18 protein-coding genes are annotated in these 13129 nt (G+C 72.7%); 12 read left to right on the top strand and 6 right to left on the bottom strand.

Features of this window, described 5'->3' with window-relative positions; genetic code table 11:
• Positions 1 to 18 precede the first annotated feature (18 nt).
• The 4 genes from ACZ4M3_RS17595 to ACZ4M3_RS17580 all read left to right on the top strand — a co-directional run bounded on the left by ACZ4M3_RS17595 (position 19) and on the right by ACZ4M3_RS17580 (position 1919).
• Positions 19 to 429 carry a gas vesicle protein gene (locus ACZ4M3_RS17595; protein ID WP_467733505.1) on the top strand — a complete coding sequence of 137 codons (411 nt, stop codon included), beginning with the start codon at positions 19 to 21 and terminating at the stop codon, positions 427 to 429.
• Positions 426 to 1292, top strand: coding sequence for a GvpL/GvpF family gas vesicle protein (locus ACZ4M3_RS17590; protein ID WP_467733504.1), 867 nt, complete (start codon positions 426 to 428; stop codon positions 1290 to 1292). The genes ACZ4M3_RS17595 and ACZ4M3_RS17590 overlap by 4 nt, the downstream gene beginning before the upstream one ends.
• Entirely contained in the window at positions 1289 to 1516 is a 228-nt protein-coding gene (locus ACZ4M3_RS17585; RefSeq protein WP_467733502.1) for a gas vesicle protein, read from the top strand. Before ACZ4M3_RS17590 ends, ACZ4M3_RS17585 begins: the two co-directional genes overlap by 4 nt.
• Before the next feature lie 61 nt (positions 1517 to 1577).
• Positions 1578 to 1919, top strand: a complete 342-nt coding sequence (locus ACZ4M3_RS17580; protein WP_467734014.1) for a gas vesicle protein K — start codon at positions 1578 to 1580, stop codon at positions 1917 to 1919.
• 25 nt (positions 1920 to 1944) lie between these two features.
• Here the strand turns inward: ACZ4M3_RS17580 and ACZ4M3_RS17575 are convergent, their stop codons facing one another.
• Together ACZ4M3_RS17575 and ACZ4M3_RS17570 are read right to left on the bottom strand one after the other, a co-directional pair.
• Positions 1945 to 2592 carry a TetR/AcrR family transcriptional regulator gene (locus ACZ4M3_RS17575; RefSeq protein ID WP_467733500.1) on the bottom strand — a complete coding sequence of 216 codons (648 nt, stop codon included), beginning with the start codon at positions 2590 to 2592 and terminating at the stop codon, positions 1945 to 1947.
• Between the two features lie 178 nt (positions 2593 to 2770).
• A complete protein-coding gene (locus tag ACZ4M3_RS17570) occupies positions 2771 to 2944 on the bottom strand; it encodes a hypothetical protein (protein ID WP_467733499.1) in 174 nt (57 codons plus the stop codon).
• Positions 2945 to 3170: 226 nt separating this feature from the next.
• On the opposite strand from ACZ4M3_RS17570, the gene ACZ4M3_RS17565 reads away from it, so the two are divergent.
• From ACZ4M3_RS17565 to ACZ4M3_RS17555, 3 genes are all read left to right on the top strand, one after another.
• A complete protein-coding gene (locus ACZ4M3_RS17565) occupies positions 3171 to 4415 on the top strand; it encodes a geranylgeranyl reductase family protein (protein WP_467734012.1) in 1245 nt (414 codons plus the stop codon).
• A 152-nt stretch (positions 4416 to 4567) separates the two neighbouring features.
• On the top strand, positions 4568 to 4987 hold the full coding sequence (locus tag ACZ4M3_RS17560; RefSeq protein ID WP_467733497.1) for a GNAT family N-acetyltransferase: 420 nt from the start codon (positions 4568 to 4570) through the stop codon (positions 4985 to 4987).
• 423 nt (positions 4988 to 5410) lie between these two features.
• Positions 5411 to 6301, top strand: coding sequence for an SDR family NAD(P)-dependent oxidoreductase (locus ACZ4M3_RS17555; RefSeq protein WP_467733495.1), 891 nt, complete (start codon positions 5411 to 5413; stop codon positions 6299 to 6301).
• 13 nt (positions 6302 to 6314) lie between these two features.
• Here ACZ4M3_RS17555 and ACZ4M3_RS17550 read toward each other — a convergent pair whose 3' ends face one another.
• Positions 6315 to 6923: a DJ-1/PfpI family protein gene (locus ACZ4M3_RS17550; protein WP_467733493.1), complete on the bottom strand. Its 609-nt coding sequence runs from the start codon at positions 6921 to 6923 to the stop codon at positions 6315 to 6317.
• A gap of 184 nt (positions 6924 to 7107) precedes the next feature.
• Entirely contained in the window at positions 7108 to 7296 is a 189-nt protein-coding gene (locus ACZ4M3_RS17545) for a hypothetical protein (RefSeq protein ID WP_467733491.1), read from the bottom strand.
• A 397-nt stretch (positions 7297 to 7693) separates the two neighbouring features.
• Between ACZ4M3_RS17545 and ACZ4M3_RS17540 the strand changes: the two genes are divergently transcribed.
• On the top strand, positions 7694 to 8266 hold the full coding sequence (locus ACZ4M3_RS17540; RefSeq protein ID WP_467733489.1) for a dihydrofolate reductase family protein: 573 nt from the start codon (positions 7694 to 7696) through the stop codon (positions 8264 to 8266).
• A 78-nt stretch (positions 8267 to 8344) separates the two neighbouring features.
• On the opposite strand, the gene bla is transcribed toward ACZ4M3_RS17540, so the two are convergent.
• A complete protein-coding gene (gene bla / locus ACZ4M3_RS17535; RefSeq protein WP_467733487.1) occupies positions 8345 to 9229 on the bottom strand; it encodes a class A beta-lactamase in 885 nt (294 codons plus the stop codon).
• 190 nt (positions 9230 to 9419) lie between these two features.
• Here bla and ACZ4M3_RS17530 point away from each other — a divergent pair, with 190 nt between their 5' ends.
• Complete coding sequence (locus tag ACZ4M3_RS17530; protein ID WP_467733485.1) at positions 9420 to 10031, top strand: HdeD family acid-resistance protein; 612 nt, start codon at positions 9420 to 9422, stop codon at positions 10029 to 10031.
• 143 nt (positions 10032 to 10174) lie between these two features.
• Here the strand turns inward: ACZ4M3_RS17530 and ACZ4M3_RS17525 are convergent, their stop codons facing one another.
• Positions 10175 to 10363: a hypothetical protein gene (locus tag ACZ4M3_RS17525; RefSeq protein ID WP_467733483.1), complete on the bottom strand. Its 189-nt coding sequence runs from the start codon at positions 10361 to 10363 to the stop codon at positions 10175 to 10177.
• A 142-nt stretch (positions 10364 to 10505) separates the two neighbouring features.
• Here ACZ4M3_RS17525 and ACZ4M3_RS17520 point away from each other — a divergent pair, with 142 nt between their 5' ends.
• The 3 genes from ACZ4M3_RS17520 to ACZ4M3_RS17510 all read left to right on the top strand — a co-directional run bounded on the left by ACZ4M3_RS17520 (position 10506) and on the right by ACZ4M3_RS17510 (position 13000).
• A complete protein-coding gene (locus ACZ4M3_RS17520; protein ID WP_467733481.1) occupies positions 10506 to 11003 on the top strand; it encodes an SRPBCC domain-containing protein in 498 nt (165 codons plus the stop codon).
• A 123-nt stretch (positions 11004 to 11126) separates the two neighbouring features.
• Complete coding sequence (locus ACZ4M3_RS17515) at positions 11127 to 12053, top strand: aldose 1-epimerase family protein (protein ID WP_467733479.1); 927 nt, start codon at positions 11127 to 11129, stop codon at positions 12051 to 12053.
• 32 nt (positions 12054 to 12085) lie between these two features.
• Entirely contained in the window at positions 12086 to 13000 is a 915-nt protein-coding gene (locus ACZ4M3_RS17510; RefSeq protein ID WP_467733477.1) for a cyclase family protein, read from the top strand.
• Positions 13001 to 13129 lie beyond the last annotated feature (129 nt).

Here is a 13129-nt window from a genome sequence, read left to right as displayed (position 1 = left end):
CGAAGCGGGAGTGCCACCGTGACCGAACCCCTGCCCGGCCGACCCGGATCCTTCGCCTCCCGCGCGCCGATGCCGTACGGGCAGAGTTCCTCCAGCCTCGCCGACATCCTCGAACGGGTGCTGGACAAGGGCATCGTCATCGCCGGCGACATCCGCATCAACCTCCTCGACATCGAGCTGTTGACCATCAAACTCCGGATCCTGATCGCCTCCGTGGACAAGGCCAAGGAGATGGGGATCGACTGGTGGGAGCACGACCCCTCGCTGTCCTCCCGGCACACCGGCAGCCCGCTGGAGCAGGAGAACCGCCGCCTGCGCGCCGAGCTGGAGGCGCTGCGGCGCGAGCGGATCGGCGGGCCCGAACCCCCGGAGGGCGCCGGAGAAGCCGGCGGACCGCCGGGCGGGACGGCACGGGGGCGCCCGCAGTGACCACGGATTCCGGCACCCTCACCTACGTCTACGCCGTGGCCCGGCAGACCGAGCCGCTGCGGGAGCTCCTCGCGGGCCTGCGCGGCGTCGGCGGGGCGCCCGTAGCGCTCCTGGCCGTCACCGGTACCACCGAGCCCGGTCCGGGGCCCCTCGCCCTGGTCGTCAGCCCGGTACCCCGGCGCGACTTCAACGAGACGGCCCTCAAAGAGCACTTCGAGGACCTGGAGTGGCTCGAAGGCGTCGCCCGCGCCCACCACGAGGTCGTGCAGGCCGTCGCGGCCCACGACACGGTCCTGCCGCTGCGCATGGCCACCGTCTACCAGGACGACAACCGGGCCCGGCGGGCCCTCGCCGGACAGCACCGCACCTTCGCCCGGCGGCTGGCGCAGCTCGACGCCCACACCGAATACGGGGTCAAGATCTACCTCGCCCCCTCCGCCCCGCCGACCGGCACGGCCGCCCCCGAAACCCCCGGCGACCTCGCCGGGACCGCGCCCACCACGCCGGGCAAGGCCTACCTCCAGCGCCGCAGGGCGCAGCACCACGCCCGGGAATCCGGCTACCAGCAGGCGCAGCAGGCCGCCGGGACCCTCGAAGCGATCGCTGCCCGCTACACCCCCCACCGCGTACGCCACGCCCCGCAGAGCGGCGCCCTGGCCGGCGGCCCGGAGGAGAACGTCCTCAATGACGCCTACCTCGTCCCGGACGCGCTGGCCGGGGAGTTCCGGGCCGCCGTCGCGCAGGCCGCCCGGGACTTCCCCGACGTCCGGATCGAAGTCACCGGTCCTTGGGCCCCGTACTCCTTCGCCATGACACCGGAGGAGGACCCGGGCCCGGGTGACGCGCCGGGGCGGGCGCCATGACCCCCGCCGAACCCCGCGAACCGCTGCCCGGCCGCCAGGTCGCCCTGGTCGACCTCCTCGACCGGCTGCTCAGCGGGGGAGTGGTCGTGGTCGGTGACATCGTCCTGTCCATCGCGGACATCGACCTCGTCCGCATATCGCTGCGCGCCCTCATCGTGTCCGTCGGTTCCCCGCCGGCCGCCTCCGAGGAGCAGGAGCCCCGGGCAGGCCCCCGTGGGCGATGAGCAGCCACGAGAACACCGGCGCCCAGCCACCGACCCGGTCCTGCGCGACGTGGGCGAGACCATGTCGCACGCGTTCAGGCTGGTCCGACCACCGCCCGCCCCGCACGGCGGCGGACCGGCCGGCCCCGCCCGCCGTATCCACGCGGATCCGGACACCGTCGGGGAGGACCTCCTCAAACTCGTCCTCACCCTCATCGAGCTCCTGCGCCAGCTCATCGAACGCCAGGCCCTGCGCCGCGTGGACGCGGGTGACCTCACCGACGAGCAGGAAGAGGAACTCGGAGCGACCCTCCTGGCCCTCCACGACAGCCTCGCCGACCTGTGCGCCGAGCACGGCTACTCGCTGGAAGACCTCAACCTCGACCTCGGACCACTGGGGACCCTGCTCCCGCCCCGCGACTGAAAGACCTGCTGTTCGCAGAGCCGGGTCAGCGAGCGGGCAGCAGGTCCAGCTCGGCCTGGTAGAGCAGGGCGGGATCGAAGCCCATGCTGGTGAAATGCCCGCCGAGTTCCAGGGACAGGACGCCGTGCAGCCGGGTCCAGAAGGAGACGGCCAGGTACAGGGCCCCGGGCGGCGCCGAATTCCCGGCCGCCCAGTCCCGGTGGTCTGCCAGGTGCTCCTCGAACGACGTCGCAGGGGCGTTCGGGGGCAGTGCGGCGCACGCGTCGAGGAGGATGCGCATGATCTCCGCGGCGATGGCCGTCACATCAGCGGGACTGCGGTAACCGGGCATGGGCGTGCCGTACACGAGGAAGTAGCGCTGCGGGTCGTGCACGGCCCACTCGCGCAGTGCGCCGGCCAGCCCCGGGAGGTCGCCCTCTCCCCGGGCGGCAGCCGACCGGAAGGTGCTGACGAGACTCTCGTACGCGTCCCGGACGAGTTCGGTGAGCAGCTCGTCGCGGCTGGTGAAGTACCGGTAGAGCGCGGCGCCGCTGAGACCCATGTGTTTGGCGATCGCGTTGAGGGAGAGCGCCGACGCTCCGGCTACGGCGATCTGTTCCCAGGCTCTTTCCTTGATCTCCGCGCGCACCTGCCGGCGGTATCGCTCGCGGGGGGTCGTCGGAGCTTCACCCATGACAGCTTCCTCCTCGCGAGTCGTACTCTATCGCTCGCGAGGGCCGTTGGAGTTTCCGCTCCCCATCACACCTTTCAGAAGGCCTCGTGCCCGTCACGGACCGCCGCTCGAGTGAGACCCCCTCGCGCGCCGTGCGTCGGCGGCGCACACTCGCGCGGCAGAGCCGGACCGGCCCGCGTCAGCGTCTGAAGGCGTCCTTTCCCCTCTCCTTCAGCTGCCGGGCCTTGCCGCGCGTCTCCAGTGCGGCGCCCTTGGCCGCAGTGGTCTTCTTGCCCATCGCGTGAGCCGCCTTCCGCACGATCTTCCCGATCACCTGCTCGGCCTTGGCCTTGATCTTCTCGCGGGCGCTCATGTCGGTTCCCTTCCTGCCCCATCTACGCTCTACCCGGGGCCGGCGGCGAACAGGCCCGGGTCCGGCAGCGGCGGGCGGTTTCGGCCCTGCTTCCCGCACCGGCCCGCGCGGTACGCGGCATAGTGACGGGGTGACCGCTGAACGTGACGACGCGCACGACGACCGCCCCGCCGACGGCAGCCGCGCTCCGGTACCGGACGGCGCAGGCGATGAAGAGGCACAGGTCATCGTGGTGGGGGCCGGCCCGGCCGGATCCGCCGCCGCCGTGCACCTGGCGCGGGCGGGGGTGGACGTGCTGCTGCTGGAGAAGAGCGGCTTCCCCCGGGAGAAGGTGTGCGGCGACGGACTCACGCCGCGCGGGGTGGCCCAGCTGGTGCGGATGGGCGTGGACATCGACGCACCGGGCTGGATGCGCAACCGCGGGATGCGGTGGGTATGCGAAGAGCGCCGGGCGGAGCTCGACTGGCCGCGGCTGGGCAGCCTTCCCGATTTCGGGCTCACCCGCAGCCGGCACGACTTCGACGACCTGCTCGCCGCGCATGCCGAGGCGGCGGGGGCCCGCCTGCGTACCCACGTGAAGGTCACGGCCCCCCTGACCGACCGGGCGGGGTACATCACCGGGGTGACGGCCTCGCGCGGGCCGGGCGCGGAGCCGGTGCGCTACCGGGCGCCGCTCGTCGTAGCGGCCGACGGCGCCTCGGCGCGGACCGCGCTGGCCCTCGGGCTCGAACGGGACACGGATCGGCCGGTCGCCGCAGCGGCTCGGCGCTACTACCGCAGCCCGGCCCGCACCCATGACCCGTACCTGGAACTGTGGGCGGACCTGCGCTGTCCGCGTACCGGGCTGGACCTGCCCGGGTACGGCTGGGTGTTCCCGCTCGGGGACGGACGCGTCAACGTCGGCCTCGGCGCCCTCCCGCAGCGGCGACGGCGGCCGGTGGAACTGCGGGCGGCCCTGGAGCACTGGCTCCCCCGGCTGCCCGAGGAATGGGGGGTACGGGAGGAGAACGCGGACTCGCCGCTGCGCAGCGCACCCCTGCCGATGGGACTGAACCGGCGACCCCAGTACCGTCGGGGCCTGCTCCTGGTCGGGGACAGCGCGGGCATGGTCAGCCCGTGGAGCGGCGAGGGCATCGCCCAGGCGATGGAGGCCGCGGAAGTGGCCGCGGAGACCATCGCCCTGGCCCTGGCCCGGCCCGCCGGGCCGCGGCGGGAACACGCGCTGCACCAGTACCCGGCCGAGATCCACCGCCGCTGGGGGCGCTACTACCGGCTGGGCAACCTCGCGGGGAACCTCGTACTCGCCCGGTACGGCTACCGGCCGGTCCTCCACCCGCGCGTCATGGCCTCGCCCCCGCTGCTGCGTACCCTGGCCCGTCTCCTCACCCACGTCACCGACGAACCGTCACACGACACCATCGACGCCGTGCTCCACGCCCTGCTGCGCCTGATGCCGTCCGCACGACGCTGAGAGCACGGCACGGCTCGGGCGTCCCGTGACCGAATCCGCTGATCCGCTGTGGCTCCGAGGCCGCGCGGGCCCGCCGGCCCCCAGTTCGGCGCCGCCGCGAGCCCCGAAGCGGAAATGGCGGCGGACGCGTCGACCTCCCGGGCGGGTTCGCCGTGGAGGTGGACCTCGACGCGATACGTATCCCACTCGCCCGTCGGTGGCGGGGCCCGCTTCCGGATGCCGGCGACGAGGTCTTAGGCCACCTCGTCGACCGACGCGACGCCCGCCGCCGCGGGGCCGATGCCGTTCACTTCCTCGGCGCCCGCACGGAGGGCGGAGAGAACGCCTCGTGGGCCGACCTCTATCTGGACCCGGCAACCGGCACGGCCCGGATCGAGGACCTGATCACCTCGGAGGCCCACTTCAGGCGCGGTTACGCCGATGCCGTCCTGAGCACCGCCTTGCGGCTGGCCGCCGACAACCACTGCGACTCCCGGTTCCTGACCGCTGATGCGACGGACTGGCCACGACACTGGTACGAGCGCCGCGGCTTCTCCGTCATCGGCCGCTCTCACTGCTTCGAACGGGGCTGATAGCGGTTCACCGGGCGCGGTGAACCCCGCGCTCCGCGCCGGCTCGAAGGCAGTGCCTCGTAGACCGTGAGGCCGCTTGGGCGCCGCGGCGTGCCCGGCCCGCGGACCCGTCCCGTACGGCCACCGCCGCCTCCTCGGCCCGGGGCTGGACGGACCCGGTGGCGGAGCTCGCGTCGGCCGGTCGCACGCGGAGACGTGGTGAGCGCGGCCTCGCGAACGCCGTACGGGGCCGCCGTCAGCGGTCCGTCAGATCGCTCGGAGCCCCCGTCGGGCCCTCAACCGAGGCGTTACTGGGCCGATCTGATGGTCCGCCAGTGCATGCCACCCACCCTCCCCGCGGCTAAATGGATAGATAATCCGAATCCATGCTACGGTCGGCTAACCGGATGAGGTATCCGTATATGCGTTGGGGAGTGGATGAGCATGAAGAAGACAGCCGTGGTCACCGCCGGAACGGCGGGGATCGGTCTGGAAACGGCACTGGGGCTGGCCGCCGCCGGGTTCGCGGTGACCGTGGTGGGACGCAACGCCGACCGGGGGGCCCGGGCGGTCGAGCGGATCGACACGGCGGCATCGACACACCCCGCCCGGTTCCTGGCCGCCGACCTCTCCTCGCTCGACGAGGTCCGCGCGCTCGCCGGCCGGATCGCTGCTGACCACGCCGCTTCGGGCGATCCGCTGACGGTCCTGGTCAACAACGTCGGGGCGATGTTCGCCGACCGGCGCGACCTGGGCGGCGTCGAGGCCTCCTTCGTCGTCAACCACCTCTCGCCCTACCTGCTCACCGAACTGCTGCTGCCCACCCTCACATCCGGGGTGCCTAGCCGGATCGTGAACGTGACCTCCGGCGCGGTCGGGGTCGCGAAGCGGGTGTTCGACGCCGCCGAACCGCCCGGTGGCTACTACGGATTCCACTGGTACGGCCGCGCCAAGCTGGCCAACCTCGCCTACACGCTCGACCTCGCCGCGCGGCTGGACGGAACGGGCGTCTCGGTCTTCGCGGCCGATCCCGGGGGCGCCGCCACCGACATGACCAACGGCACCCTGGCCGACCCGAAGATCGTCTCTCCCGGCTTGCGGCTGATGTGGCCCCTGGTGCGCCGCCGGTTCGAACGGTCGACCTCGGGTCCCGCGTCCCTGGCGGCGAAGCCCTCGATCGTCGCCGCCACCGACAGTGCGCTGAACGGCCGGACCGGCCTCGTCATCGGCGCCCGGGCGCGCCCGGTGGCGCCGTTCCGCGCGGCGACCGACCCCCGCATGTCCGAGGCCGTACGCCGGCTCAGCGAACGGCACGCACCGCTCGCGGCCGCCTGACGCACCGGGCGCGTCAGCGCAGTGCGGCCGTACCCGTCCGGACGGCGCGCAGGGCGCGTTCGACGGTCTCCCGCTCTTCGCCGACCGGAGCCACGTAGCCGAGGACGTCGCGCGCGGCGTCCTCCCCGAGCGTGCGGGTGATCACCCACGTGGCGAGGTACTGCGACGCCAGGCAGCCGCCCGCCGTGGCGATGTTCCCCTCGGCGTGGAACGGGGCGTCAAGGACGGTGACCGCGCGGGCTTCGGCGAAGGGCCGGCTCATGGGGTCGGTGCACACCGGCATGCCGTTCAGCAGACCGAGCCGGTCGAGCACCAGCGCGCCGGAGCACTGGGAACCGATCAGCTGGCGCGCGGGGTCGAGCCGCAGCCGGGAGACCAGCCGGTCGTCGGCGATCACCTCGCGCGCCTTCACTCCGCTGCCGATCAGCACCACGTCGGCCTCCGTCACGAACTCCATCGGACGCTGACCGGTCACTTCGACGCCGTTCATCGAGGTGACCACTGGGGTCGGGGTCGTGATGAAGGCCTCCAGGCCGTCCTTGCGGGACCGGTTGATCAACGCGGAAGCAATGAAGCTGTCGAGCTCGTTGAACCCGTCGAAGGTGACCACGGCAACCTGCATCACAACTCCCTCAAGTGCGGCAACGGAACACCGGTCAGTCTCGCCGGTGCGCCGTTCCGGGACGAGATCCAATCAGCGGCCGGTGGCCTGCCCGCCCCGGCTCTCCGCTCCCGACACGACAGCGCCCGCGCCCCTTGCGACGTGCGAGGGGTGCGGGCGCGTGCCGTTGGGAAGGGGGCGACCGCTAGGTGCGGTCGTCCATCTCGTCCTGGATGTCGTCGAAGGAGCGCTGCCCCTGCTGGCGGCCCTGCTCCGCGCGCTCCCGGAGCCGGTCTTGCTCGCTCTGACCCCGCTGGGTCGCTTCGCCCTGCTTGGCCTGCACCTTTTCCTTGGCCTTCCGGGCCTTGTCCTGCATTTCGTCCTTGATGCCCATGAGGGGGTGCTCCTCGTCGTGGGGGTGGAGTGATCCTCGACGAGCCTGGCACGGGGAGTGGCCCGGCGCCCGGTCACGTGGGGCCGAGCGGGTGAGCCCGGCCCCACATGACCGGGCTCAGCCCCGCTCGGCCGGCTTCCGGCCGAGCCCTCGCCCGGCACCTTGTACGCCTGCGGCGAGCGCTCCGGCTCCACCGGGGTGTCCTCGTCGGCCGTCAGAACGGGCTCGTCGGGGTAGACCGGACCTGTGCCGCCGGCTGGGGGGGCGCGATGACCGATGAGTTTCCCCGTGGTCCGCAGTCAGAGATCCTGGTTGGTGCGCGGCAGCCGCGAGTGTGGTCGAAGCGTGCACCGACCGAATCTGCCGAAGACCGGACACGAGATACCGAGGAACCTCCATGCGGACCCTGATCAGCACCGCCTTCATCTCGCTCGACGGCGTCGTGGAAGCTCCGGGCGGCGAGCCCGGTTACCGGAACGCCGGGTGGACCTTCAAGGACATCGACTTCCTCCCCGGGGCGTTCGACATCAAGGGCCGGGAGCAGAAGGAAGCGACCGCGATGCTCCTGGGCCGCGTCAGCTACGAGGCGTTCAGCCCGGTGTGGCCCGACATGGAGGACTTCGCCGACTACAAGGTGATGCCGAAGTACGTCGTCTCCACCACCCTCACCGAGGACGACCTGGTCTCGAACTGGGGCGAGACGACGATCCTGCGCTCACTCGACGACGTCAACGCACTGAAGCGGACCGAGGGCGGCCCCATCATCGTTCACGGTAGCGCCTCCCTGAACCAGGCCCTTTCTGACGCCGGCCTGATCGACCGCTACCACCTGCTCGTCTTCCCGCTCCTGCTCGGTGCGGGCAAGCGGCTGTTCAGCACCACGGACAAGGACACCCAGAAGCTGAAGCTCGTCGAGCACGAGGCCTACGCCAACGGCCTGCAGAAGAACGTCTTCGACGTCATCCGCTGACAGGGCTCCCGCACTCGCCCTCCCCGGGATCCCCGGGCCCCCGGAACTCCGGGCCCCCGGCGTGGCCGGTACCCGGTCCTAGCCGATGGCGTCGACGACGGCCGCGGCGGCTCGGGCGATGAGCTTGTTGTCGTGGGCGGCGTTTGGGGCGCCCCGGGTGGAGAGGACGGCGAGGACGATCGGGGCGCCGCGGGGCGGGTAGATGACGGCGATGTCGTTGCGCGTGCCGTAGTCGGCGGTGCCGGTCTTGTCGCCCACCCGCCAGTCCGCGGGGACGCCGGCGCGGATCAGCTCGTCGCCGGTGGTGTTGCGCCGCAGCCAGTCGGCCAGCAGCGCCTTCCTTCCGGCGTCCAGTACGCCGCCGAGGGCGTAGGCGCGCAGGTCGGCGGCCAGGGCGCGGGGTGTGCTGGTGTCGCGGGGGTCGCCCGGGACGGCTCCGTTGAGGGCGGTCTCGTAGCGGTCGGCCCGGGTGGTGGTGTCGCCGAGGCGGGCCAGCGCGGCCTGGAAGCCCTTCGGGCCGCCGAGCTCGTCGAACAGCAGGTTCCCGGCGGTGTTGTCGCTGTAGCGGATCGCGGCGTCGCACAGCGCGCGCAGCGTCATGCCGGTCTCCACGTGCTGTTCGGTGATGGGGGAGTACGTGACCAGGTCGCCGCGGGTGTATCGGACGACCCGCTCCAGCCCGGCCAGGGAGTTCTTCTCCAGCACCGCGCCTGCCGCCAGAGCCTTGTAGGTGGAGGCGTAGGGGAACCGCTCGTCCGCCCGGTGCGCGACGGTCCTCCCGCTGCCGGTGTCCACCGCGCAGACCCCCAGCCGGGCGTCGAACTCCCGCTCCAGTGCGGCGAATACGCCCGTTGGCGAGGCCGATGCAGCCGCAGCCCCAGGGGCAGGCGCAGACGCTCCGAGGAGGGGCAGGGTCGCAAGTCCGGTCAGGGCGGTCAGCGAAGCACGGCGAGTGAGAGCCATCAAGACATCCTGTTCGTGTGCGAGCTCGTCGGCGGTGCGGCGCTCCTCGCCGCTGCCCTCCATTGCAACAGCTGTCCCCGCCGGATCTGCAAGCCCCACCGCCGGGGACTAAACTTGACGTAAAGGTCAAATAAGGCATGTCCGGCGGCTTCGAGGTGGCCCCGCGGGCCGTTCGGCTGGCCCAGGAGGCATGATGACCCCTGATGCGGCACCGCACTACCGGCACAACGACCCCGAAGACGCCCTCAAGCAGCTCGGAAGTTCGTGGCTCTGGGCACTCGGCTTCGCCCTCGCGACCCTGATCCCCGGCATCCTCATACTTGTGTGGCCCCACGAGACGCTGCACGTGCTGGCCGTGATCATCGGTCTTCAGCTCCTGGTCGCGGGTGGCTTCCGGTTCGTCACGGCCTTCTCGCACAGCAGCGACCGGGGCGGCAGCAGACTGGCGAGCGTCCTGATCGCCGTCCTGGCGTTCCTGGCCGGTGTCCTGGTGCTGCGGCATCCCATGCAGACGATCGGTGCGCTGTCCCTGGTCGTCGGGGTCTTCTGGCTGCTGACCGGAGTACTCAGGGCGTACGTCGCGATCGCCGACAGCGCGCTCGTGCATCGCGGTCTGCTCTTCGGCCTCGGCGTCCTGGGCGCGGTCGCCGGAATCTTCGTGCTCTGCTTCCCCGTGGACTCCGCGGTCGCCCTGACCCGGCTGCTCGGACTGTGGCTCGTCCTGCTCGGCGTGTTCGAACTGGTCATGGCATTCGCCCTGCGCTCCGCCACCCGCCGGATCACGGCCGCACCTCCGGGGTGACGCGTCCGTCGCGGACGGGCGGCCCTGGCGGGCCCACCCCATGCGCCCCGCCCGCCCGCCGTACCGTCTGCGCACGCCCCGGGACGGCGGGCACCCGCAACGCGCCGCGAGCAGCGGCCCCGCCCGGGCGTAGGCCCCCCCCGCTAGGCGTTGGCACCTTCGCGGGACGTGGGGAAGCCGGCGCGCAGGGTGGAGCTGCGCGTGATGAAGGCGGCCCGGACGACCGGCAGTACGCAGACGGCCTGCACCACGGCGTACCACTGCGGGCAGACGCCCGGGACCAGGTCGACGCCGACGACCGCGATCGGCATGATGACAGCGAGGGTGCTCACCTGCTCGAAGGCCCGCCGGGACCCCCGGCAAGCCGATCCGGCGATCCGGTGGCACGACCCGCCACTTCTGGTCCATCAGGGCGTCCCGACGGCTGCGCAACGGCTCAAGTCCCGGCCGGCGCAAGGGATGTAGCCTGATCGAATGACGGTTCTACACGGCTCGTTCTCGGTCCCCCTCGATCTCTCGGTGGCCCCGGCGCAGGTCTTCCGGGCCTTCGCCGAGCCGCCGCTGCGCTCCCGCTGGTTCCGGCTCCCGGGCAGCTCCAGGACCGCCCGCCACGAGCTGGACTTCCGCGTCGGCGGCGGTGAGGTGGCCCGCAACGTGTTCACCGCGTCGGGGGCCGAGGAATCCCTGGAGTACCGGTCCCGGTTCGTCGACATCGTCCCCGACGAGCGCATCGTCTTCGGCTACGAGACGCACGTGAACGACACCCGGCGCTGGGTGTCCCAGGTGACGGTCGAGCTCGCGGAGCGAGCGCCGGAGCAGGGCTGCCGGCTCACCTGGACCGAGCAGTACGGGTTCCTCGTCGTCACCGACGACGGCAGCCAGGACGTCGCCCACCTCCGCGGCAGTACCCGCCTCCTGCTCAACGGCCTCTCCACGGTGGTCGAACCGCACCGCTACAAGCACCTGTCGTAGGGCCGGCCGGCGGCATCCTGCCCGTCGTCGGGCCCCGGCCGGTGACCGCGGCCGCGGCGCCGAAGTGCGCCGCGGACCGCGCGCGCCGACAGTGGAAGAACCTGGCCGACCGAGGAGCCGCACATGCCCCCCACAGCGTCCGGAGAACAGTGGCGGCTGCGCCACGGCGCCCAGACGGCGGTGGTGGTGGAACTCGGCGGTGCGCTGCGCTGCTACGAGATGGCCGGACGGCCGCTGCTCGACGGCTTCGCCCCCCACGAGCCGATCACCGGAGGACGCGGCCAGCTCCTCGTGCCCTGGCCGAACCGGGTGGCGGCCGGGCGCTACCGCTTCGCCGGCGCGGACCAGCAGCTCCCGCTGACCGAGCCGGAGAACGGCAACGCGATCCACGGGCTCCTCAGATGGGTACCGTGGCGGCTGCTGGCCCGCGCCGAGTCCGCGCTCACGGTGGGCACCAGCCTCTTCCCGCAGCCCGGGTACCCGTACCGGCTGGAAGTGGCCGCCGGGTACCGGCTCGGCCGCGACGGGCTCGAAACCACCGTCACCACCACCAACGCGGGCGACACGGCCGCGCCCTACGGCGTGGGCCAGCACCCCTACCTGACCGTCGGCACCGACGTGGTGGACACCGCCCTGCTGACCTTGCCGGCCCGCGTCCGCCTGCGCACCGACGCGCACGGCCTGCCGACCGGGGAGGAACCGGTCGACGGCACGGAGTACGACTTCCGCGCCGCCAGGCCCATCGGCACGGCGCGGCTGGACACCGCGTACACGGCCCTCGACCGGGACCCCGCCGGGCACTGCGCGGTCCGTCTGGCGTACCCGTCGGGGCGGCACGGCATCGACGTACGGCTCCCCGAAGGCGTCCGCTACGTACAGCTGTACACCGGGGACACGCTGGGAGAGCCCGGGCGGCGCCGCCGCGGCGTCGCCGTCGAGCCGATGTCCTGCCCGGCCGACGCCTTCCGCAGCGGCACGGCGCTCACCGTCCTGGAACCGGGGGACACCCACGTCTTCCGCTGGGCTCTGGCCCCGTGGGGCTCCTGGTGAGCCCGGACAGCGGGCCGCAGGTGTCCGGGCCCATGACCGGTCAGGCCTTCCGCGCGTTGTACGACGAGCTGCGGGAGCGGAGCCCGCGCGCCCCCGACGACCGGCGCGGTACGCTCGGCCACCTGACGCCCGAGCGCGTGGTGGCCGCCGCCGGCGAGGTCCGTTCCGGGGTCACGGTGTCGCTGGCCGCGACCGTCGAAACGCGGCCCGGACCCGACAATCCCGAGCCCGCGCACCACACGATGCTCGCCCCCGCCGCCGGTGAGAGCACCGCCGAGGGGCTGCACTTCGCGCGCGACCGGTTTGCGATGAACGTACACGGCGACGCGGACAGTCACCTCGACGCGCTGTGTCACGTGATCTTCGACGGGGAGCTCTACAACGGCGTGCCGGCCGGCAGCGTGACGCCCGAAGGCGCCGGCGCGCTCTCCGTCGAGGTCTTCCGGGACGGCATCGTCGGCCGGGGCGTGCTCCTGGACGTACCGCGGCTGCGGGGCGTGCCGTGGCTGGAGCCCGGAGCACACGTGAGCGCCGCCGAGCTGACCGCGGCGGAGGCGGCCCAGGGGGTCCGGGCCGGGCCGGGGGACATGCTGTTCGTGCGGGTGGGGCACCGCGCGCGGCGCGAGGAGCTCGGGGCGTGGGACGCGGCCCACGCCCGGGCCGGACTCCACCCCACGGCCGTACGGTTCCTGGCCGAGCGGCGGGTCAGCGTGCTGGGGTCGGACGGCAACAACGACACGGCCCCCAGCGCGGTGGCCGGGATCGGCTTCCCCGTGCACGTGCTGGCCGTGCACGCCATGGGACTGCCGCTGCTGGACTACCTGCGGTTCGAGGAGCTGACCCGGGCGTGCGCCCGGACCGGCCGGTGGTCCTTCCTGTGCACGGTCGCGCCGCTCAGGCTCCCGGCGGCGACCGGGTCCCCGGTGAACCCGATCGCCGTTCTCTGACGGCAGTGCGGCAGCCCCGTTCCCGGCGCCACCCCTCCCCGGTCGCCGCCCGCGGCGACGAGCGATACGTTCGAAAGACGGGGGTGGCTGCCGTACCCCGGCGGCGCGCAGCGAGAGGCCGGCCGCAAG

Source organism: Streptomyces sp. NPDC026522 (assembly GCF_055567555.1).
The sequence above is the reverse complement of the archived record's forward strand: the minus strand, read 5'-3'. Positions and strand labels throughout refer to the sequence as shown.